The organism is Alloprevotella rava (assembly GCF_014195585.1).
Classification (GTDB): Bacteria; Bacteroidota; Bacteroidia; order Bacteroidales; family Bacteroidaceae; genus Alloprevotella; species Alloprevotella rava.
The window spans coordinates 18511-42403 of the sequence record NZ_JACICA010000015.1 but is presented as its reverse complement, the minus strand read 5'-3'; the positions used below and the strand labels follow the sequence as shown (position 1 = coordinate 42403).

Annotated in this window: 13 protein-coding genes and 1 pseudogene; 12 read left to right on the top strand and 2 right to left on the bottom strand. The window is 42.6% G+C overall.

The window, feature by feature from the left end; genetic code table 11:
* Positions 1-94 precede the first annotated feature (94 nt).
* Positions 95-309: pseudogene (locus FHS60_RS09595) on the bottom strand (transposase); the annotation flags it as partial.
* A 249-nt stretch (positions 310-558) separates the two neighbouring features.
* Between FHS60_RS09595 and FHS60_RS09590 the strand changes: the two are divergent.
* Both FHS60_RS09590 and FHS60_RS09585 read left to right on the top strand, forming a co-directional pair.
* A complete protein-coding gene (locus FHS60_RS09590) occupies positions 559-3141 on the top strand; it encodes an ATP-dependent Clp protease ATP-binding subunit (RefSeq protein WP_183697974.1) in 2583 nt (860 codons plus the stop codon).
* 98 nt (positions 3142-3239) lie between these two features.
* On the top strand, positions 3240-5261 hold the full coding sequence (locus tag FHS60_RS09585) for a transketolase family protein (RefSeq protein WP_009346508.1): 2022 nt from the start codon (positions 3240-3242) through the stop codon (positions 5259-5261).
* A 78-nt stretch (positions 5262-5339) separates the two neighbouring features.
* Here FHS60_RS09585 and hemW read toward each other — a convergent pair whose 3' ends face one another.
* Positions 5340-6434, bottom strand: a complete 1095-nt coding sequence (gene hemW / locus FHS60_RS09580) for a radical SAM family heme chaperone HemW (protein ID WP_183697971.1) — start codon at positions 6432-6434, stop codon at positions 5340-5342.
* 80 nt (positions 6435-6514) lie between these two features.
* Between hemW and FHS60_RS09575 the strand changes: the two genes are divergently transcribed.
* The 10 genes from FHS60_RS09575 to pyrB all read left to right on the top strand — a co-directional run bounded on the left by FHS60_RS09575 (position 6515) and on the right by pyrB (position 23893).
* Positions 6515-9718: a UvrD-helicase domain-containing protein gene (locus tag FHS60_RS09575; RefSeq protein ID WP_183697969.1), complete on the top strand. Its 3204-nt coding sequence runs from the start codon at positions 6515-6517 to the stop codon at positions 9716-9718.
* 37 nt (positions 9719-9755) lie between these two features.
* A complete protein-coding gene (locus tag FHS60_RS09570; RefSeq protein ID WP_221189668.1) occupies positions 9756-12548 on the top strand; it encodes a PD-(D/E)XK nuclease family protein in 2793 nt (930 codons plus the stop codon).
* A complete protein-coding gene (locus tag FHS60_RS09565) occupies positions 12545-13213 on the top strand; it encodes a B3/B4 domain-containing protein (RefSeq protein WP_183697965.1) in 669 nt (222 codons plus the stop codon). The genes FHS60_RS09570 and FHS60_RS09565 overlap by 4 nt, the downstream gene beginning before the upstream one ends.
* A 58-nt stretch (positions 13214-13271) precedes the next feature.
* Positions 13272-16220 (top strand): PEP/pyruvate-binding domain-containing protein, encoded by a 2949-nt coding sequence (locus FHS60_RS09560; RefSeq protein WP_183697963.1) that lies wholly within the window; start codon positions 13272-13274, stop codon positions 16218-16220.
* A gap of 222 nt (positions 16221-16442) precedes the next feature.
* Entirely contained in the window at positions 16443-17921 is a 1479-nt protein-coding gene (locus tag FHS60_RS09555; protein ID WP_183697961.1) for a sensor histidine kinase, read from the top strand.
* Between the two features lie 57 nt (positions 17922-17978).
* A complete protein-coding gene (gene rprY / locus FHS60_RS09550) occupies positions 17979-18683 on the top strand; it encodes a response regulator transcription factor RprY (protein WP_009346500.1) in 705 nt (234 codons plus the stop codon).
* A 133-nt stretch (positions 18684-18816) separates the two neighbouring features.
* Positions 18817-19506 carry a BamK family beta-barrel-assembly machinery protein gene (locus FHS60_RS09545; RefSeq protein ID WP_183697959.1) on the top strand — a complete coding sequence of 230 codons (690 nt, stop codon included), beginning with the start codon at positions 18817-18819 and terminating at the stop codon, positions 19504-19506.
* A gap of 108 nt (positions 19507-19614) precedes the next feature.
* On the top strand, positions 19615-21435 hold the full coding sequence (locus tag FHS60_RS09540) for a U32 family peptidase (RefSeq protein WP_183697976.1): 1821 nt from the start codon (positions 19615-19617) through the stop codon (positions 21433-21435).
* A 460-nt stretch (positions 21436-21895) separates the two neighbouring features.
* Positions 21896-22804, top strand: a complete 909-nt coding sequence (locus FHS60_RS09535; RefSeq protein WP_183697957.1) for a zinc ribbon domain-containing protein — start codon at positions 21896-21898, stop codon at positions 22802-22804.
* 135 nt (positions 22805-22939) lie between these two features.
* Entirely contained in the window at positions 22940-23893 is a 954-nt protein-coding gene (gene pyrB / locus FHS60_RS09530; RefSeq protein ID WP_183697955.1) for an aspartate carbamoyltransferase, read from the top strand.

The following is a 23893-nucleotide window of genomic DNA, read 5'->3' as shown; positions in this document are numbered from 1 at the left end:
TCAATAGTAAATATACAAAAAACAATCCTCTTTTTAGGTTTTTATTAAAACTTTTTTTGAGGAAAAAGAAGTACTGCTTATCCCGAATTGGGGTTGAGAGATTGCGAAGGTGCTTGAGAATCAACAAATCATACATTAAACGAATCGGCTTACTCGGACGACCATTGTTCTGACAATATAAAGGAAGGAAAGCCGTATCGAATTTCTCCCAATCTATTTTGTTGCCAATTTGCAGAGAGGATGTGATTGATCCAGTATGTCCGACAAGCTGTTGAATAATGAAGGTGTATTATGGGGCTTTTTGATCATAAAAATCTGCAAGTTTCTTGCCATAAAGATAATAAATCTTGTAGATTTATCAAAAGAACATGCATGTTAATTTACTGAATATCAGATATTAGCAAATTGTTTAAGGAACAATATTTAGTAATAGAAAGCGCAAAAGTAAAACGATAAAAGCAGAAGAGATACAGAAACTGCAATGACAAATAAGGATAAAGAACAAAACGGCATAAAGCTTGCTATACTTATTTAATCACATAAGACGAAAATAATATTATGACATACAAACTTTCACCAGAACTCACCCAGGTGCTCACCTTCTGCCGCAAGGCTATGAAGGAGAAAGCATTGAGCGACATCTCCACCGACTGCCTGCTGCTCGGTTTGCTCCACGATGAGATAAACCAAGCCATGCAAGTGTTGCAGTCGCTATCGTGCCCTATAGAAGAGCTGAAACAGCAAATCACAGCCCGTTTGGACGCGCTGCAAAAGTCCACCCTCCCACCCCCCGACGAGCTCATTCTGAGCCTTGAGAGTCGCCGTTTGTTGCGGCTAACGCTCCTCGAAGCGCGTCGCTATGGTGAAGAGATGGCCAACGAACTACACCTGCTCCTTGCCATCCTTCACGACTCGAGCAACGCAGCGCGCAGTCTTCTTAATACATACAACATAACCTATTCCATCGTGACAGAAAACCTCCCCCAATCTCCCCAGATAGAAGGCTCGTTCGGATTCTCCGACGACGAACCACCCCGTCCGCCCATGGACGGCGAAGAGCGTTCGCATAAGTTTGCCAATGCAACGCAAACGCCCAGCGATGGCAGTAACTCGCCTACCCCGATTATCGATAATTTCGGAACCGACCTCACGGAGAAAGCCGCTCAGTGCGCGTTAGATCCCGTTGTGGGCCGCGAGAAGGAAATCTTGCGTGTGGCACAGATTCTGTCGCGTAGAAAGAAGAACAACCCCATTATCATCGGCGAACCCGGTGTGGGCAAGAGTGCCATCGTGGAAGGCCTGTCGCAACTCATCGCCTCCCACAAAGTGCCTCGCCTGCTTCAGGACAAACGCATCATAGCCCTCGATATGGCCTCGATTGTGGCCGGCACACAATTCCGCGGACAGTTTGAAGAACGCCTCCGTCGCTTGATAAAAGAGCTCAACGCCCATCCCAAAATAGTGCTCTTTATCGACGAGATCCACACCATTATCGGTGCTGGTTCAGCCCCAGGCAGTTTGGACGCCGCCAACATCCTAAAACCCACCTTAGCGCGCGGAGAAGTGCAATGTATCGGCGCCACCACCACCAATGAGTATCGCAAAATCATCGAGAAGGACGGAGCTCTAGCCCGTCGCTTCCAATCAGTACTCCTCGAACCCACCTCCGCCGAAGAGACCCTGCAAATCCTCAACAACATAAAAGACCGCTACGAGGAGCACCACAATGTGACCTACACCACGGAGGCCCTAACAGCGTGTGTGCACCTAACGGAACGCTACATCACCGACCGCTCACTCCCCGACAAAGCCATTGATGCCCTTGACGAGGCCGGAAGTCGGAAACACCTACTTGAACTCAATGTGCCGGCAGACATCGTTGCTATGGAGCAGAAAATAGCCGAATTGAAGCAACAGAAAGATAAAGCCGCTAAGGCGCAGGACTACGAACGTGCTGCCCGCTATCGCGATGAGTCCGTACAACTCCAAACACAGCTGAACAAACGCAATCGCCAGTGGCTTGCAGAGCAAAAAACATATCGTCAGACCATCACAGAGGACGATATTGCCAACGTGGTGAGCGACATTAGCGGAGTGCCCGTACAGCGCGTGGCACAAAGCGAAGCAACGCGCCTGAAAGGTATGAAAGACGAACTGAACAGTCGCGTAGTGGCACAGGACACCGCCATAGAGAAGCTCGTGCGCGCCATCACGCGCAACCGCATGGGCTTGAGGGGGCACGACCGCCCCGTGGGAACATTCCTCTTTGTGGGCCCTACAGGCGTTGGTAAGACCTATCTGGTGAAATGCTTAGCCGAACAGATGTTTGGCCGCAAGGATTCGCTCATTCGCATTGATATGAGTGAATATGGCGAGAAATATTCCACCAGCCGACTCGTTGGCGCTCCTCCGGGATATGTGGGCTACGAAGAAGGCGGACAACTGACAGAGAAAGTGCGCCGCCACCCATATTCGGTGATTCTTCTTGATGAAATCGAAAAAGCACACTCCGACGTCTTCAACACACTTCTGCAAGTGATGGACGAAGGGCGCATGACCGACGGCAACGGTGTAACGGTGGACTTTCGCAATACGATCATCATCATGACCTCTAACACTGGCACGCGCCAAATCCGCGAATTTGGACAAGGCATCGGCTTCCATGCGGGCGAAGTGGGCAAAAACAATCACCAATATGCAGAAACAATTGTAAAGAAAGCCCTGCAACGCCAATTTTTACCAGAATTCCTCAATCGTCTGGACGACATCATTATGTTTAAGCAGTTAGAAAAGACTGATGCACAGAAGATTGCCAAGATAGAATTAGACCTCTTAAACAAGCGAATAGCCCCCATGAACCTTCATCTCGATCTGTCCACAGCCGCAATGGACTACGTGGTGGAGAAAGGCTTTGATGCACAATATGGAGTCCGCTCACTGAAACGCGCCATACGAACAAATGTGGAAGATCGCCTATGTGATTTGCTCCTCGAAAGCACCGAGAATCAGGCCGCTCGCACCATTCGCTTCGATGTGGGAGAAGGCGAGCTGAAAGTTACTATCACCGAAGATTTAGCCCACGAGGAAACGCCTCATCAGGCACGCGAAAAAGCGACCGACGAGGAAGATGTGAAAAAATAAGTAGCAGCGACACCTTAGAAATAGCAGGAAAAGTGAGGAAAAATGAGTAAAAAGTTGTAACTTTGCTCACATCTATAAACAAACACCTAATAGCGAAAATGGAACATACATCTCAACTTCTTACAGAAGCAGCTGACAACATCCGCGTGCTTGTTGCAGCCATGGTAGAGAAAGCAAAATCAGGACACCCTGGAGGTGCCATGGGTGGTGCTGACTTCATCAATGTTCTGTATTCAGAATTCCTCAAGTTCGACCCCGATTGCCCCTCTTGGGAATGTCGCGATCGTTTCTTCCTTGACCCTGGCCACATGTCGCCGATGCTCTATGCTCAGCTGATGCTTTGCGGCCGCTTCACGATGGACGAGCTCAAGCAATTCCGCCAGTGGGACTCTCCCACAGCAGGTCACCCCGAACGCTGTGTAGAACGCGGCATCGAAAACACCAGCGGCCCATTGGGACAAGGTCACACTTATGCCGTGGGTGCAGCCATTGCAGCTAAAGCCCTCTATGCGCGCACAGGCAACCCAGGTTTCAAGCGTGAAAAGATCTATGCTTTCATCTCCGACGGCGGTATCCAAGAGGAAATCTCACAGGGTGCAGGACGCATTGCAGGTCACTTGGGCTTGGATAACCTCATCATGTTCTACGACTCCAACGACATTCAGCTATCCACTCCTACGAGCGATGTCATTAGCGAAGACACAGCTTTGAAATATCAAGCGTGGAACTGGAACGTTATTGAGATTGACGGCAACGCCCCCGTACAGATTCGCGAAGCCCTGACCCAAGCCAACAAAGAAAACCAACGCCCCACCCTCATCATTGGTCATACGGTGATGGGAAAAGGTGCGAGAAAAGCCGATGGCAGTAGCTACGAAAAATGCTGCCAAACTCATGGTGCTCCCCTTGGTGGCGACAACTATCTACAGACACTCAAGAATCTATCTGCTGATGTTGAAACCCCCTTCCAGGTGAGACCAGCAGTGGAAAAAATGTATGCCGAACGCCTCGAAGAACTGCGCAAAGAGGTACGCAACCTGCGCGCAGAAGAACAGGCATGGGCAACAGAGAATCCAGCTAAAGCACAGTTGCAAGCCGACTGGTTTGCCAACCGCCTTCCTCAGTTGCCATGGGACGAAATAGAGCACAAAGCCAACTCGGCAACGCGCAATGGTTCGAAGACCATCCTCGCAATGCTCTCCGAACACGTCCCCAATATGATCGTTAGTTCTGCCGACTTGTGCAATTCCGACAAAACTGACGGCTTCTTGGCACACACCACGGAAATCTCCCGCACCAACTTTGCTGGAGGCTTCTTCCAAGCAGGCGTTAGCGAATTGTCGATGGCTTGTATCTGCATCGGTATGATGCTCCATGGCGGTATCATCACAGCAATGGGCACATTCTTCGTTTTCTCCGACTATATGAAGCCCGCCATACGCATGGCTGCCTTAATGGAAATCCCAGTGAAGTTCATTTGGTCGCACGATGCCTTCCGCGTGGGCGAAGATGGTCCCACTCACGAACCTGTGGAGCAGGAAGCACAGATCCGCCTGATGGAGAAACTGAACAACCATCACGGCAAAGACAGCGTGCGCGTTCTGCGCCCTTGCGATAATCAAGAAAACACGCAGTGCTGGAAGATGGCAATGGAAAATACAGACACGCCTACGGCTCTCATCTTTAGTCGCCAAGATGTGCGCGACCTTCCAGCAGGAACCGACTACACACAAGCTCAGAAAGGCGCCTTTGAAGCCATCAAAGAAGCCAATCCCGACGTTGTCCTTGTGGCTAGCGGTTCAGAAGTTGGCACCTTGTGTGACACTCAGCAGCTGCTCCAAAAAGAGGGCATCAAAGCCCGCGTAGTGAGCTGCCCCAGTGAAGGCCTCTTCCGTCAGCAATCTAAAGAATATCAAGAAGAACTGCTCCCCAAGAATGTGAAGACATTTGCTTTGACAGCAGGCTTGCCCGTCACAATGGAAGGTCTTGTAGGCCCAGAAGGTCGCATTCACGGACTGAGCAGCTTTGGCTTTAGTGCTCCGTACAAAGTGCTCGATGAGAAATTAGGTTTTACGCCCGAACATATTTATAAAGAAATCGTCGACTTCTTGAAACAATAAGTTAGTAGATCCATAAACACAACACAGCACATGGGACATACCTCCGACGAGGTTGTATAAAACCCATGTGCTGTGTTATTATATAAGGTTGGAGAAAATATAGTCGGAGATAAAAATCCCAGAACGCGTGAGGCGTAAATGATTATTGACACATTCCAAATTACCCTTATCTATAAACGGCTTAGCCCGTAGCAGAAGCTGCTGACGCTTATCAGAAGGCACCTCCTGCAGGTTGAGCCCTTGCATCATCCGCATACGCGTGAAGACAAGTTCCTCAAAGCGCTCCTCCTCCGTTAAGTTTTCAACCGAATGAGGGGGAAGTCCAGGTGCAGCAATATAAGCCCGCAAATCGGCGTTATTGCTGCGACGTGTACGCCCATCAAAACCATGTGCCCCTGGTCCACTGCCAATGTACGGCAAGCCTTGCCAATACCTAGAATTGTGTTGGGAATGAAAGCCCGCACGCGCAAAATTAGAAATCTCGTAGTGCTCAAAACCTTCACGTTCGGTCATTTCTATCAAGGTTTGAAACATCGAGAGTTCCATCTCTTCCTCCACCTCTTTTACCTGCCCTTTCTCCCAGAGTTTGAAGAGTGCAGTACCCTCCTCTATCATCAAGCAATAGCTCGAAAGGTGCGTAATGGGGAGCGACAAAGCCAATTGTACATTCCCTCTCCATTCCTCCAGCGTCTCATTAGGAAGCCCATAGATAAGATCAACACTGATATTCTTTATCCCCACGCTATCAATCCGCTCAACGGCCTGAATAGCCTCTTGGGCTGTATGGCGCCTATTTAAGAATTTCAAACGCTCATCATTGAATGTCTGAATCCCCAAACTAATGCGATTCACGCCCAAACGGGCAAGCTCTACGATAAACTCCTGCGTGACATCATCGGGATTAGTCTCCATCGTTATTTCAGCATCAGGCACGAGAGAGAAGTTATGATGGATCGTTTCAAAAATCTGCGATAATTGCAGGAACGTTAACTGCGAGGGAGTGCCACCACCCAAGTAGATAGTAGAAAGCTCCTCACCACGATAGAGTTTCAATTCCCGACAAAGCGCATCCGTGTACTGCTGGCGCAAATCCCTTCCTAAAGTAGTGGAATAGAAGTCACAATAAATGCAACGCTTACTGCAAAAAGGAACGTGTATATATAGTCCTGACATGGATAAAATTTTCGTCTAAATTACTGCTTTTTTTAGGTAAAAAGAAAAAAACAGCTAAATTCGCATAAAAGACTTGTGTTATGTATCTAACAGTGAATAATGCCTCTGCTGGCTCTGGAAAGACATTTACATTGGCAGCAGAATATGTAGCCGACTTGGTAGCTGAACTTCATGCAACTATTGGAGCCTACCATATCCCTTCTTACGCTATCAATGCCCATCGTCGCATCTTGGCTATAACCTTTACAAACAAAGCAACAGCAGAAATGAAAGAACGCATACTGCAATATCTGTATGCGCTCTCTCAACAGCAGGATGATGCCTTCCTCGAAAAAGTAAAGGAAAAACTTACTTCGTTCTCTGTTAGCGTATCAGACCAACAAATTGCAGCCTTTACACGAAAAGCACTTATAGACATCTTACACGACTATAACCAGTTCCATGTAATTACTATTGACTCCTTCTTCCAAAAACTGCTTTCTTCGTTAGCTCGAGAACTCAACCTACCAGCTAATTTGAAGGTGGATATCAACAACAACGAGGCAATAGAAGAAGCTGTAGACTTACTACTGCGCGATCCTGAGCCTTCAGAACTTGGCTGGCTAAAAAATTATATCAACCAGCGTAATGCAGACGCACAGAACTGGAACATAGCAGAAGAAATAAAGAAGTTTTCCTATAAAAACCTCTTATTGGAGGACTATCAGCTACTCCCCGACACAGAGAAGGCTTTTATTGCTGACAATGCAAAGATGAATGATTTCATCAAGAGTCTGCGAAAAATCCTTAGAGACATAGGCGAGCAGTTCAATAATACTCTGCAGCAAATTAAAGATGAATTTGAAGCCTCTCTTGAAGAACATAGCAACTCACGTAGCATAAAGCCATATTTTAAGAATATGCCTAAAGCACCGAAAGAGGGCATGGAAAAAATTCTAAATGGCGATGCAAGACTTTTATTGAAGAAAGCTCAAGACAATGCTGAACTATGCTCATTAGAAACAAACTTTATTGAGCAACTAAATGAATTAGAAAAAGCTCGAAAGGAATATGAGGAGCTATCTAGTACAATTGCTCTTATGTTGAAAAACCTAAGTCCTCTACGCCTATTAAATGCCATAGAGAAAAAGCTTGATATTGTCAATCAAGAGCACAATCGTTTCTTGCTAACAAAGACGAAACTCCTATTCCATACCTTTATTGACGACCAAGATGCTCCTTTTATCTTTGAGAAAACAGGAAACTTATATAAGCACATCTTGATCGATGAATTCCAAGATACCGCTAAAACGCAATGGAACAATATTTGCCATTTGCTTCTTAATTCCATGTCAGAAGGAAATACCAACTTAATTGTAGGAGATATTAAGCAAAGCATATACCGTTGGAATGGCGGAGATTGGAGACTACTTATGAATATGAGTAAAGACCCCAAACTAGCTTTACTAGGAGAGATAAAAACAGAAACGCTGAATGACAATTACAGAAGTAAGAGTAATATCGTACACTTCAACAATAAATTCTTTATTGAAGCAGCAAAGCAGCTCGATGAAGAGTCTAACACCACCCTCCTAAGAGAAATTTACACAAAAGAGACTACTCACCAAATACCGAAAAAAGGAAAAGGTGGATATGTATATGCGTGTATTTCAGAAGAAAAAGAAACTCCAGCATTCTCTGATGAAGAATTCTCTCTTTCGGCTCAAATGCACAAACTCCACCAAGCAGGCGTTGCTTGGAAGGACATGTGCATTCTCATTAGAAAGAGAAACGATGCAGCAAAGATTATAGAAAACATCACTGATATCGAGTTTGTTTCTGACGAAGCCTTTGCACTCGGTAGCTCCTTAGGCGTACAGCTCATCATTCATCTTCTGCGTATCTTGGACAATGAGGAAGATACAGCCGCTATATACTTTGTTATAAAGGCCTATGAGGAGTATATTCTTCAGGCTGAACCATCGCACAGCAACAAGCTAGAAGACCTCCCCAAAGACTTCTCTTCTGACATTGACTACTTAAGAAAGATGCCTCTCTATGAGCTTATACTTCGCCTCATAGAGATATTCCAACTTGATAAACTTAAAGAGGGGTCCACCTACCTCCTTTCATTCCTTGATCAAACATTAGATTATATCAGCACTAATCCCCATACCATCAACAGCTTCTTACGAAAATGGGAGAATGCACTTCAGAGTAAATCCATCCCTTCATCTAAAGTGGATGCAGTTAGAATTCTGACAATTCATAAATCGAAGGGGCTTGAATTCCATTCTGTCTTTATTCCAGATTGCACTTGGGAATTAGGTACAACAAACAGCGACCACCGCTCCTTTCTTTGGTGGGATAATCCCTTTATCAGAAAAGAGAATATGCCACATATCCCCATTACTCCAAGCTCTCAAGCTAAAAATTCAAAATTCAAAACACAATACGAAGAAGAAATGAACCAACGCCACGTTGATAATCTCAATTTGGCCTATGTTGCTTTCACTAGACCGAGGTACAATCTTTTTCTATGGGCTAATACAAAAGGCAAAAAAACAAACGATGATATGGGACTCTTGCTAGCTTCCACACTCAAAGCCTTATATGACACAGATTCAATAGAGCTTCAAAATGAAGAAGCCCCCTTAACGCACGAGCAAATAGAGTCCCTATCTATCTATGAAATAGGAACCCCCGAAGTTCCCAAAATGAAGGCAACACAAAAAGTAGAGAAGAGCGACAACCCTTTTGTTTATACGCCCGAAGAGAAAAGCATTTTCTTTAAGACCTTCCCTGCCCGCCTATCCTTCCGTCAATCAAATGACTCTCTAGAGTTTATGACTGAACTACAGGGAGAAGACACCTCCAAATTTAAGATAATGGATCGTGGAAAGATTTTCCATAGAATCATGCAAAATATAAAAGTTGCCGAAGATATGCCAAAGTCTATCAAGCACTTATCCCAACTCGGCATTATTTCTGAAGGTGAAATAGAAAAGCTTCAAAACCAATTCACGGAGTATTTGTCCGCGCATCCAGAATGGTTCGATGGATCGTGGAACGTATTTACAGAAACAACACTTCTTAAGAGTGGCAATGCTGAACATCGCGCAGACAGAATCATGACAAGGGGCAATGAAACTATTATTATAGACTTCAAGTTCGCTCAAAAGGAAGAAAAAAAACACATCCTACAGGTGCAAGGATACATGAAACTACTAAAGGAAATTCGTCCACAAGTAAAAGGCTATCTTTGGTATGTAGACAAAGGTTTGACTATTCCCGTAGAATTGTAGCTCCCACACTTCTCTCATTCTATTAAAACAAAATCTAATGAAATACTTCCTTGAACTAGTTGCTCAAGATATAATATCTAAAGCACAGTATTCTAATGATTTATCACAACTTGTTTTAGTCTTCCCAAACAAGCGTGCTAGCTTATTTTTTAATCGCCACCTAGAAAGTCTACTCAAAGGGAATGCTATTTGGGCGCCACAATATATGACTATCAGTGAGCTTTTCAAATCGTTTTCCCATAAAACTCTAGCCGACGATATTGAAGTTGTTTGTCGCCTATACAATATATATGTGAGCCAAACACATTCAAAAGAAAGCCTAGATCATTTTTATAGTTGGGGGGAACGCCTCTTGGCCGACTTTGATGACATTGACAAGAACCTCTCGCTAGAGCATGACGTACAGAAAGTTTTTTGCAATATCAGCGATCTAAAAAAGCTAGAGGACGATGGCTATATCACGCCTGAGCAACGCGCTGAATTATATGCTTTCTTTCATAAGCACATTAAAGGAGACTCAGGTATTCACGACAATTTTTTTGAACTTTGGGACCATTTATATGATATCTATAAAGCACTCAACGATGAACTTTCGGCTAAAGGTGAAGCCTATGAAGGAGCACTCTATCGGGACGTAGTGAAAAACCTTAAGCAGGGTACGCTCATATGCCCTAAAGAAGTGAAACAATATGTTTTTGTAGGTCTCAATGTCCTCGATTATGTAGAACACGAATTACTGACATGGCTTAATCAACAACAAAAAGCACGCTTCTATTGGGACTATGATAATTTCTACGTATCCGAACACAATGAATACGAAGCAGGTATTTTCATTAGAGAAGATCTTCGTGAATTCCCCAATGAGTTACCAGCAGAACATTTCAACAACCTATCCCAACCGAAGGAAGAATTTGAAATCGTACAAGCACCAGGCGAAAATGTGCAAGCCTTTTCTCTTGCCGATTGGCTACAACTCTCACGCGGGCATCTCGACTTACAGAATCAGCCTCGCACAGCTATCATCCTCTGCAATGAAGAATTAACTGAACCTGTCCTTCATGCACTCCCAGCAATTGTTAGTGAGACTAAAGACGGGACAGATACAGCAGAACTAAAGGTGAATATCACCAAAGGTTTCCAACTGACGCATACGCCTGTCTATACCCTCATCGACCAACTCCTAAGTACTGCTGAACATTCACAACGTAAACGTTCGCACGAACACCTGCTTCAGCTCATTCAATTTATTATTGAACGAGCAGCACGTAATTCATTGCAAAACAATAATCAAGAGAACACAGAGGATAGTACCAAGCATCAATTTATCTCACTTCTTTATACAGAAGCCTATTACAAAGTTCACACTACGCTTGAACGCTTCATTGCTTTACTTTGTAATAAGACGCTACAAGTCACAACCTTCACGCTCCACCGCCTCATCAAACAGGTTTTAAGCAAGCTCTCTATTCCTTTCCATGGCGATCCTATTGATGGCATCCAGGTAATGGGACTTTTAGAGTCACGTAATCTCGACTTTGACAACGTCCTTCTACTATCGGCCAATGAAGGAAAAATTCCGAAGCTTGAATCAGAAAACTCCTTCATTCCTTACACTCTGCGCAAAGCATTCAATCTGACTTGCTCGGAGAAGAAAAATGCCGTATATGCATACTATTTCTATCGCCTCCTTCAGAGACCTAGCAAAGTGCGCATACTCTACAATTCTACAACAGACATTGCCACTGCCGAGCCTTCACGTTTTCTCCAACAGATAGTAGTTTCTAAAATCTACGATAATATCCACCACGAAACGTTGGTGGATATTCCCCAAAGAGAGGCATTAAGCGAAGATCCTATTCAAAAGCCCGACAATCTCTTTGATATCCTCAATCCATTGGGAAGAAACGGAGAACGCAGAATGCTCTCCCCTTCTTCCTTGAACGCTTATATCGAATGTCCTCTCAAGTTCTATTACCAAAAGGTAAAAAAACTAAGAATTCCTGCTCCCGACGAGATAAAAGCCAATAGTTTTGGTAATATTTTTCATACTTCTGCCGAGCTGCTCTATAAGGAAATTTGCGGATACAATAAGGAAAAAAACAAATACAATACTCCTATTATTTCAAAGTCGGATTTAGAATCTTGGCTCTCCCCATCAAAGGAGATAAAACTCCGTCAATTCATCTTTCAGGCATATAAAAAAGAAGGATTATTGCCCAATGCGCTCGTAACAGAAATTGTGCTCACCTATTTGCACAATCTCCTCAAGTTTGACAGTAAATTTGAGTTTCTAAAAATCTTGACACTCGAAGAACCCCATGGGACAAAGATCGAGGTGATGGTCAATGGAGTGAAACGCGAGTTTGCTATCGGAGGTTTCGTAGACCGCCTTGATATTGCTACCCTTCCCAAGGAGAATCCCACAGTAAGAATTGTCGATTACAAAACAGGCTCAAAGAAGCAAGTCGCAAAAGATGTGGAGGATCTCTTCAATACAGACGGCAAAGCACACCCCGGATATCTGTTCCAAACATTGCTTTACGCCTTATCGGTGAAGGAGAAAATCACGGAAGTGGATCAGTATTCCGCTGCTCTCTTCTATCCGCACTTCTCCACACAAGAAGATTATGACCCGAGAATAATCATTGGAGAGGGTAATGACAAAAATATTCAAGATCAAGTCTTTAAGGACTTTAAAGAGAATCTAAAACATCTCATTGAAGACCTCTTAGACGCATCTGTTCCATTCATTGCAACCCCCTCTAAAGATAGCTGCAAATACTGCGACTTCTATCGTCTTTGCGGACAATCCATAAAAGAAGACATATGATACTCCCCATTATAAGCCCAGAGATTTCAAGCATTGCAAACAATTATCGCGTTGGAATTATTGAAGCAATTGCAAGCAATCAAGCCACATCCTCCCAGCTCTTAGAGGAAATAAGATCTTGCTCATCTTGGCTTCAAGAGAACTTCACGACAGATTTCATCAAAGAGCGTTCCAGCATTGCTGCAACACGAGCTGCCTATAAAGCAGCAGGAAAAGATCCTAGCAGATATCGTCCATCGTGCGAACAATTGGCCCGAAGAGTGTTACAAGGTAAAGAACTCTATTCCATCAGTATGTTGGTTGACCTTGGCAACCTTATTTCGCTTCAGAGCGGCTACAGTGTCGCAGTACTTGATGCTGCCCACATCAAAGGGAATACTATCACCTTTAGCATTGGTCGTGAGGGCGAAGACTATGAGGGCATTGGCCGGGGACCGCTCAACATTGCCCACTTGCCTGTTTGGCGAGATGAAATAGGAAGCTTTGCTACACCAACGAGTGATAGTGTGCGAACGCAGTGTGAGCCAACAACAGAGAAGATTCTCATCATCATCAATGGTTTTGATGGAGATGTAAAACATCTTACAGAAACGATGGTCTACACAGAAAAACTGCTCTTACGCTTCTGTGAAGCTGAAGAAATACATTCGGCTATATATCCCTAAAACAGCGCAAGCAACAATTCAAAACATATTGTTCAACCTAACAACGTCTCAATTCAGAATGATACCCAATCTAAAAGAAGTTGTATTTCATGATACTCCCTTTGCAGAGCTCATGCACAAACGTATCTACAACGTCCTTCTGATAGCAACAAAATATGATGCTTTTATGCTGGAAGATGATGGACGCGTGGACGAACAAATATTCAATGAGTACAACTCTTTGGGCTTACGCTACCCACCTCGCTTCACACAAGTAACGTCTGAAGAGGAAGCTCTCATAGAGTTAGCCGATCGACATTTCGAACTCGTCATTGTCATGCCGAATATGGACAACCGGGATACTTTCGCCTCGGCAAAAGACATTAAGCGGCAGTATCCCGATATTACCATTGCTGTGCTAACTCCTTTCTCAAAAGAGGTGACACGGAGAATGGCCAAAGAAGACCTCTCAACGGTCGACTATGTCTTCTCGTGGCTGGGAAATGCGGATCTCCTTCTTGCCATTATCAAACTCATAGAGGATAAATGGAACGCAGAACATGATACGCGTGAGGCTTCCGTGCAGAACATTCTTCTTGTAGAAGACAGTGTGCGATTCTATTCGTCAGCTCTCCCACTGCTCTATCATTTTGTGCTCGAGCAGAGTTTGGAATTCTCTAAAGAAGCTCTTAACGACCAGCTAAAGACCATGAGAATGCGCGGTAGACCTAAGATTCTATTAGCGCGCTCATACGAAGAGGCAAAAGAACTTTTGGAAAAATTCAACGACAACATTCTCGGAGTTATCTCTGACATGAGCTTTATGCGCAATGGGAAGAAAGATCCTATTGCAGGAGCACACCTTGGTGAATACATAAAGAATCAAGATCGCCACATACCATTGATATTAGAATCGAGTGAGGATAGCAACATACAATATGCTCACAAACTCGGGGCTTCCTTTATCAGTAAAAACTCTAAAAGCTACCCTCAAGACCTCCGCTCTGAGATAACAAAACATTTTGGCTTTGGTGATTTTATTATTATAGACCCAGACACGCAGCAGCCCATACATCGCATCAAATCACTCCATGATTTGCAACTTTATATCTGGAAAATTCCTGAGAAATCTCTACGCTACCATCTAAGCCACAACCATTTTAGCCGCTTCTTCTTTAGCCGTGCTATGTTCCCGCCAGCAGTGGTACTAAAACACATAGATGTGGAGGAATACACACATATGGATGAAGCCCGCCAGCTTATCTTCGATTTGATTGTAGAATACCGACACATGAAGAACGAAGGAGTGGTTGCTATTTTCCAAAAAGATCGCTTCGACGAATATGCTTCCTTTGCACGTATTGGTCATGGCTCATTGGGCGGTAAAGGACGCGGTCTAGCATTTATGTCGGCAATGGTGCATCGCTATCCTCGATTGTCCACACAAACATTTACCGTAAACATTCCTAAGACCGTTGTTGTTTGTACGGACATTTTCGATGCGTTTATGGAAGAAAACAAACTCTACTCTCTTGCACTAAGCAATGCCAACGATGAGGAAATACTAGCTGCTTTTGAGCAGGCTACACTACCCAACCAAGTATTGGAGGACTTGCTCTCTTTACTAGATGTTGTACATGGCCCCATAGCTGTTAGATCTTCTTCGTTATTGGAAGACTCCCACTACCAGCCCTTTGCTGGCATCTACTCCACATACATGATACCGCATACCGAGAATAGAAAAGAAATGATGCGGCTCTTGAGAGGAGCTATTAAGGCTGTGTATGCAAGTGTTTTCTATCGTGCTAGTAAAAGCTACCTCACAGCTACTCAGAATCTCATAGACCAAGAAAAGATGGCCATTGTCATCCAAGAAGTAGTTGGTACAAAGAACAATAAGCTCTTCTACCCTACAATGAGTGGTGTGGCTCGCTCTCTCAACTTCTATCCTCTCGGACGTGAGCAAGCAGAAGATGGCATTGCAAACATTGCCTTTGGCTTAGGGAAGTATATTGTCGATGGTGGGCAAACACTTCGCTTTTCCCCCAAACACACAAACCATATACTTCAACTATCTACACCTGAATTGGCACTAAAAGAAACGCAAACTCATTTCTTTGCGCTCGACTTGGAGAATCTAGCTCCAGAATTCAGTACCAGTGAAGCTTTCAATCTGCTCAACCTCAATGTTACTGACGCACAAGATAATGTGAGCCTGCAACAAGTAGCGTCAACTTATAATTTCAATGACCACCGAATTATTCCTGGAGCTCAAAAAACAGGACGTCGTCTCATAACCTTCGACAGATTACTCCACTATTCTCCTTTTCCTATTGCCAAGACCATAGAAAGCCTGCTCAACATTGGGCGCAACGAGATGGGCCGACACGTAGAAATAGAATTTGCTCTTGATGTCTCTAATTACGAAATGGCACATTTCTATCTTCTCCAAATTCGCCCCATTGTAGATAATCGAGAAGACGTTGGAGAAGACATAGTCATAAAGGACGACGAAGCCCTATTGTTGTATTCTGAGAATGTCCTAGGAAATGGTATTGTTTCAGACGTACAAGACATCGTTTATGTTCCATCAGCCAATTTTGATGCAGCAAAAAACAAAGAAACAGCACAACAAATTGCAGAAATCAACGAACGCTTAGCTGCTGATGCTAAAGAATACGTTCTCATTGGTCCGGGACGCTGGGGATCTTCTGACCCTTGGTTGGGTATTCCCGTACAATTTTCACAAATCAGTGCATCCAGAGTCATTGTTGAGTGCGGCCTTCCCACCTATCGAGTCGATCCCTCCCAAGGCACACACTTCTTCCAAAATCTCACGAGCCTAGGTATTGGATATTTCACCATCACTCCTTCCATTGGAGACGGCTCTTTTGATGAAGCATGGCTCAACCAACATCCCGCCCAACTTGAAACATCTTTAGTACGCCATGTCCATTTGTCTGCACCTTTAACAATCAAAATGGACGGCCGCCACAGCAAAGGAGTTATTTTGAAAGGAGAAGATTAAATTAGTATCTTCCCGAACACCTCAAAATAGATTCTCAAAATTCAATAATTAGATTATTATATTAAAGTTTACTTCTATCACGCCTACTTAGTTGCGTTTTTGTCAACCAATCAACTTGTGGATTTCTTAAAATTATTCATAAATTACTATTTTCTCTGCAGTTTTTTAGCAGTCAAAAACTTCTTTCTGTATTTTTGCGATACATAGAAGTTCAGATACTACATGAAGAAGTCTACCATTTGGGCTATTGCCTCTGTTATGGGAATTTCATTCCTTTCCCTTCTTTATCTTCAAACACGGTATATGCAGGAGGTTATAGACATACGCCGCGAACAAATTGAGGCTGTTGTCACTCGCTCTATGGCACAAGCAGCACGTGATATCGAAATCGATGAGACGCAGGAAAGACTCCGAAAACAAAGTGAAGTTCCCAAAGATTCTGCCCACACACAATCGCTTGATGATGTAGAGAAGAAATTTGCTAATTTCCACACGTCCTCAGGTATTCCAAAGGCTTTTCTTCCAGAAAATTTCAACGATAGCTCAACCAACGAATTTAAAGTAAAAATTCGCGAAGCATACTTGTATAAAAAAGGCTTGCTTGACGAGGTGGCCTATGCTGCATTATATAAATCTAGCGACCAACCTCTAGCCAGACGTGTAGTAAATATTGATTCAAAGTTAAAACAAGCTTTTATCAATAATGGCCTTCGACTAAGTGACGATTTCACATACCATTATGTGATTCTTAATGCCAACGGGGACACGATTGTGCAATGCTCCGACTATGACCCGCAAGGCTCTGATAACAGTTTTCGGCAAGAGCTCTTTGAACACGACCCACGGCCAAAGATGGGAGTTCTATATGTGCACTTCCCCAATATGCAGAAATACATATTTCTGAGTGTGCGCTTCATCATTCCAGCCATTCTCTTCACGTTAGTATTGCTATGTATGTTTGTATTTACAATCTACACCATCTTCCGACAGAAGAAGCTGACAGAAATTAAGAATGATTTCATAAACAATATGACGCATGAATTCAAGACGCCTATTTCAACTATCTCCCTTGCTGCACAAATGCTCCAAGACCCATCAGTCACAAAGGGCGAAGATATGTTAAAGCATCTCTCAGGCATTATCAATGATGAAACAAAGCGTCTGCGCTTTCAAGTCGAGAAGGTTCTTCAAATGTCAATGTTCGACGAAAAAGGAGGTACATTCAAGCGAAAGGAAGTTGACCTCAATAACCTCTTGAAGGATGTAACAGATACATTCCGACTGAAAGTAGAAACTAATGGAGGTAATCTCAGTGCCCATTTAGATGCAGCAGATACCATTGCTTTTGTAGACCAGATGCACATGACAAATGTTATCTTTAATTTGCTTGACAACGCAATCAAATACAAATCTGCAGACAGAAAGATTGAATTAACGATACAATCGTATAATAAAGGAGACAAGATTTATATAAGTATTCAAGACAATGGAATCGGGGTAAAAAAAGAAGATTTAAAGAAAATTTTTGAGAAGTTCTATCGTTCACATACAGGCAATCGACACGATGTTAAAGGATTTGGCCTAGGACTGGCTTATGTAAAAAAAGTGATAGACTATCATAAAGGGAATATCCACGCAGAAAGTGACTACGGGAGAGGAACCAAATTTATAATAAGCCTCCCTATCATCAAGAAATCATAAATCAATAAAATATAAACCCGCCGGCCTAATTTAGGCAAGCACAAAAAATAAAAAATTATGGACGAGAAAAACAGAATCAGAATTCTCCTCTGCGAAGACGAAGAAAATCTTGGACCGCTGCTCCGCGAGTATCTACAAGCTAAAGGCTTTGACACAGAACTAGCAGTGGACGGAGAAGAAGGCTACAAGACCTTTATGGCTGAAAAATTCGATCTGTGCATTTTAGATGTTATGATGCCTAAAAAAGATGGGTTTACACTTGCTAAAGAAATTAGATCCGTCAACGAATTTATTCCTATCATTTTTTTAACGGCTAAAACGCTGAAAGAAGACATCCAAACAGGTTTTAAGATTGGTGCTGACGACTATGTCACCAAGCCTTTCTCTATGGAAGAACTTCGCCTCAGAATTGAAGCCGTAATGCGCCGCGTCAGCAACAAACAGAACCGTGCACTCTCTTTCTATAAGATTGGTTCATATGAATTTGACACGAAGAAGCAAACACTCTCACGTGGTGGTAAAATTCAAGATCTGACAACAAAAGAAAGTGAACTTCTCAACCTCTTGTGCGCACATGCTAATGACGTCCTCCTGCGCGATGATGCATTGAAAGCAATCTGGTTAGATAACAACTATTTCAATGCTCGCTCTATGGACGTGTATATCACACGTCTCCGCAAGCATTTACAAGAAGATGAGAACGTGCGTATCATCAATGTTCACGGCAAAGGTTATCGCTTGATTATGCCCGATGGAGAATAATTCCTAAGACAAAATCAATAAGTATTGGATTTAACGATTTGTTTTGGAATTATATTCCATATAATAGAAAAAATCGTTAAATCCATCTTTTTTAAATGATTTCAAACTACCTTTGTACACAAAACAACTGAATATGAGACAAAGAATATATGGCATTTTGCTTGTAATTATAGCAATGATCAACGTCTTCCAATCTTGTAGCGACAATGACTCGTATGCAGAAAAACGAGAAAAAGAGAAAAAGCAAATCCAAGCCTTCCTAAAAACAGGGGCCTTGGTAGTGGACAAAGATTCGGGCGACTCGTTAATATATGTTCCGCCCATTAAGACAATCACAGAAAGCCAATTCTACGCCAACGATTCAACAACCAATGTTTCTAAGAACGAGTATGTGCTTTTCGCAAATACAGGCGTATATATGCAAATCGAACGTAAAGGAACAGGAAAGAAACTTGAATCGGGAGAGACCGCAACGGTCATCTGTCGTTATACAGAATTCAATATTGCCACAGATAGTATTCAGACTTCCAATAATGTTCTTACTTACGAAGGTCATCCAGATATCATGATAGCACAGAACACTTACGGAACACTGACTGGTACTTTTGCAAGTGGTGTTATGAAAACATTCTATGGTAGTTCTGTGCCTTCTAGTTGGCTTGTCCCTTTACAATTCATCAATCTAGGACGTCAGGCTTCTGATACATCAGAAATTGCTAAAGTACGATTGATTGTTCCGAGTACGCAAGGACAATCTAATGCAGCACTTTACACCAATATTTATCCATGCTATTACGAAATTACTTATCAGCGTGGCCGATAAATTGCACTAAAACAAATTAAAAGGATTGCAAAATCATGAAATCACGCATTTCTGATTTTGCAATCCTTTTCTTTAAAGAACAACACTAAGTTTTGTGGTAGAAAAGAAATAGATGCGATGCGAAAAATAGAATTACTTGCCCCTGCTAAAAATGCAGAAATCGGAATTGAAGCCATACGGCACGGAGCAGATGCCGTTTATATAGGGCCGCCAGCTTTTGGTGCTCGCGCTGCCGCAGGAAATAGCATTGAAGACATAAAGCGTTTATGTGACTTTGCGCACCTATTTGGCGCAGCTGTTTACATAACTTTCAACACGATCTTATACGACAACGAATTAGTTGAAGCTGAAAGAATGATTCAACAGCTTTACGAAGTGGGAGTTGATGCCCTGATCGTACAAGATCTCTCACTGCTAAAGATGGCTCTCCCCCCCATTGCTCTACATTCCTCAACACAAATGGATATGACAAATGTAGAGAAAGCCCTATTCATAGAAAAGATGGGATTCTCTCAGATTGTTTTAGCACGCGAGTCGTCAATAGATGAAATCAGAAAGTTTTATGACGCAGTAAATATTCCGCTTGAGGGCTTTATTCATGGAGCATTATGCGTAAGCTATTCAGGACGCTGCTACGTGTCTGAAGCATGCTTTGGAAGAAGTGCAAATCGCGGACGTTGTGCACAATTCTGCAGATTGTCCTTCGATCTCATTGATGCCACAGGTCGTATTATTGAAAAAGATAAGCACCTTTTGTCCTTACAAGATATGAACAGAAGTGCATCTATCGAAGAAATGATGGATGCAGGTATATCTTCTTTCAAAATCGAAGGACGCCTTAAAGATCTTAACTATGTAAAAAATGTGACTGCATTCTATCGTCAGGCAATTGACAAGGTAATTGATAAACGCCAAAATGATTATTGTCGCACTTCTTGCGGTGTTTCCACCTACAACTTTACGCCCAATTTGAGTAAAAGCTTCAATCGAGGATTTACAGAATACTTTCTTCATGGACGCTCTAAAGTACACAATTTTTCAACTCCTAAAGCGCGAGGAGAATTTGTGGGCACTGTCGAAAGATCCAATAGAGATGCTTTCTATCTAGAAGAAGATGTAAACATTGCAGCGGGTGATGGACTTTGCTTCTTGAATAGTTTTGGAAAACTAGAAGGCTTCCGTGTCAATAAAATTGTGAATGGTGCAATTTTCCCTGGTCGCTCTGTACGCATCCCTCGAGGAGCTAAAATTTTCAGAAATCTCGATATAAAATTTGATGCTATGCTGCAGAAGAACTCTGCAGAACGCAAAATTCAAATAGAGATCACATTCAACGAAACCTCAGAAGGATTTTCCATAACTATTGCAGATGAGCAAGGACACAAGATAGCGAAAGATTTTGCCCTAGAAAAGACAATTGCAAATACTCCGCAACGCGAAAATATCATCAAGCAATTATCTAAATGGGGCAACACTATTTTCTCAGTTAAAACATTCCGCTTTAATACGGAAGAATACTTCATCCCCTCCTCTATTCTCTCAACTTGGCGACGTGAAATGGAACAGTTGCTAATTGAAGAACACCAAATAAAGTATCAACGGCCGCAGCGAAGACAAACAGCAAAAGATTCCACCTATTACACACAAGAGTTGGACTACACAGCCAACGTGTCCAACCACCTTGCTAAAGAATTCTATGCAGAACATGGTGTCAATCATATCGCTCCTGCTTTTGAACTCAAACCTCCACAATCGCCCACATTAATGACCTGTCGACATTGTATCCGATATGCGCTAGGACATTGCCCTCAGCGGTATAGTTCGCCCCTTTCGTGGAAAGAACCATTATATTTACAATCATCTGACGGTAAACGTTTTCGCTTAAAGTTCGATTGTGCAAAATGTGAAATGCAAGTCCTTCAATCATAAGAATATAAGTCTGTATAAATATCCTTATTGCATTGCAAAATACAATAAGGATGCCAGCTGATATCCTTATTGCGCCAGCCGACGCGCTTATTCTATTTTTGAAGCACCTACTAAATAGGTTTCACTGATTAGGAACCTATCTACTGCCCAACCGAGTAGCAATATATAAGTACACTGCTTTTAATACAGCAGTTAGTACATTAAATCTTGATAGATATTTGGGTGGTTATATAAAATACTGTTACTTTGTTGCAGTAAAAATATAACCCTAAAATGTAAAGCCATCATCGGTATAATATATACTTATTTTTAGATTTAGATAGATCGGATGCGACAGATTTTTCTCCCTTTTTTCTTTCTCCTAGTAGCATCAATATTGTCCAGCTGTTACTATTCTCATCCAAATAAGTTGGATCATTGGGTCTCCACAGGTGCCCAATATGTAGATTCTGTAAACTTCATGATAGCTCATCACTATTGGGAGGGATACAACTTAGAGACAACAGACTCTTTTCAACTTACTCAGACACTACCAGAAAGTTTCGAAGCGCAAGAGATTTCTCATCTCATGATAAAAGCAAAGGAACATCTCGTTGTTGCAGACATTCGATATGTTCCAACAGATTCTGTTGATTCCGTGTGGGTGAAAGTGGCAAGTGAACAATTTACACAAGGATGGGTACGCGAAAAAACCTTATTAAGCAAAGCCACTCCTAGCGATCCCATTTCTAAATTTATTAACAACTTCAGCAATAGCCGAACGCTTATCTTTATAAGCCTCTTAGGATTATTCATCTTGCTTGTTGTAATCCAAATGATATGGAAAAACAAAAGGCCACAAAGCTTTTCTAGACTTTTCTATCATTCAACAGGATTGTTAGCTCCTGGAGGATGGAACGGAGCTTTTAGAAGCATATATCCTACGCTGCTCTGCTTAACAATCTCTGGATCTGCGACACTATACGGAAGTATTCAAAAATTTGTTCCAATTACATGGGTAGAATTTTATTTCCACCCCACAGTCAATCCGTTCTCACCAGAACTCCCGCTCGTCTTGGCCCTTTTCATCGCCAGCGTTTGGTTGTTCCTTATTATATGGTGCACAGTAGTTATAGATTTGCTGCATCATGAATTGTTTCAACAAGTGGTAGTTCATTCTATGGGACTTGCTTGTATCTGTATAATCCTGTATCTGGTATTTACCCTTTCAGTTCAAATTTATATTGGTTTTCCTCTACTCTTAGTCTATTGGATATATGCCATTTGGCGGTATCGCAAGCAACACTATGTAAAGCTACATTGTGGCAACTGCAGGGCAGAAATCTCTCAACTCGGAACCTGTCCATATTGCGGCGCAATCAACAAATAGTTGTACACTCTCAATAACATCATCAAGTAATGACAAATATATTTATATGAGGAATTGGCAGAATATATTTTATTTTCTTGTTTCAATCTGAAAGAATACATAACTTTGACCTCAGAATTTTGAATATATATGTTCATGACTCAGAAAAGCAGTTTAGTATCCATTGCTCATCTCGCAAAGTCTGATTTGACTTACTTATTAGAGATGGGAAAGGAATTTGAGAAACATCCTAATCGCAAAATTCTGGATGGAAGAATAGTTGCTACTTTATTTTTCGAACCTAGCACACGCACTAGGCTCTCTTTTGAGACTGCGGCCAACCGACTTGGTGCAAAGGTAATAGGATTCTCAGATCCAAAAGTTTCGAGTTCTACAAAAGGAGAAACATTAAAGGACACAATTATGATGGTGGCCAACTACTCCGATACGATTGTGATGCGCCATCACCTAGAAGGCGCGGCACTAAGAGCTAGCGAAGTTTCTCCTGTTCCTATTGTAAATGCAGGTGATGGGAGTCATCAACATCCCTCTCAAACATTGCTTGACCTTTATTCCATTCAACAAACACAAGGTTCTCTGGAAAATCTCAATATATTCTTGGTGGGCGACCTAAAATATGGACGTACAGTTCACTCCCTAATTATGGCTATGCGCCATTTCAATCCCACTTTTCATTTCATTGCTCCGAAAAGTTTAGAGATGCCAGCTGAATACAAATACTTCTGTCAAAAGTATGGCATACGGTTTACTGAAACTGAAGAATTTAATGAAGATATCATCTCAAAGGCCGACATCCTTTATATGACAAGAGTCCAAAAGGAACGCTTTACAGATCTCATGGAGTATGAGAGAGTCAAAGACACTTACATACTACAACGTCGGATGCTTTGCAAAGCAAAAGATAATATGAAAATTCTTCATCCACTCCCTCGTGTGAATGAAATCTCACAGGACATTGATGACGATCCACATGCATACTATTTCCAACAAGCCAAAAATGGGCTTTATATGCGTGAAGCAATACTCTGCCATGTGCAAGGAATAACATTAAACGATATTAAGTCTGACAAAACGATTCTTGATATTTAA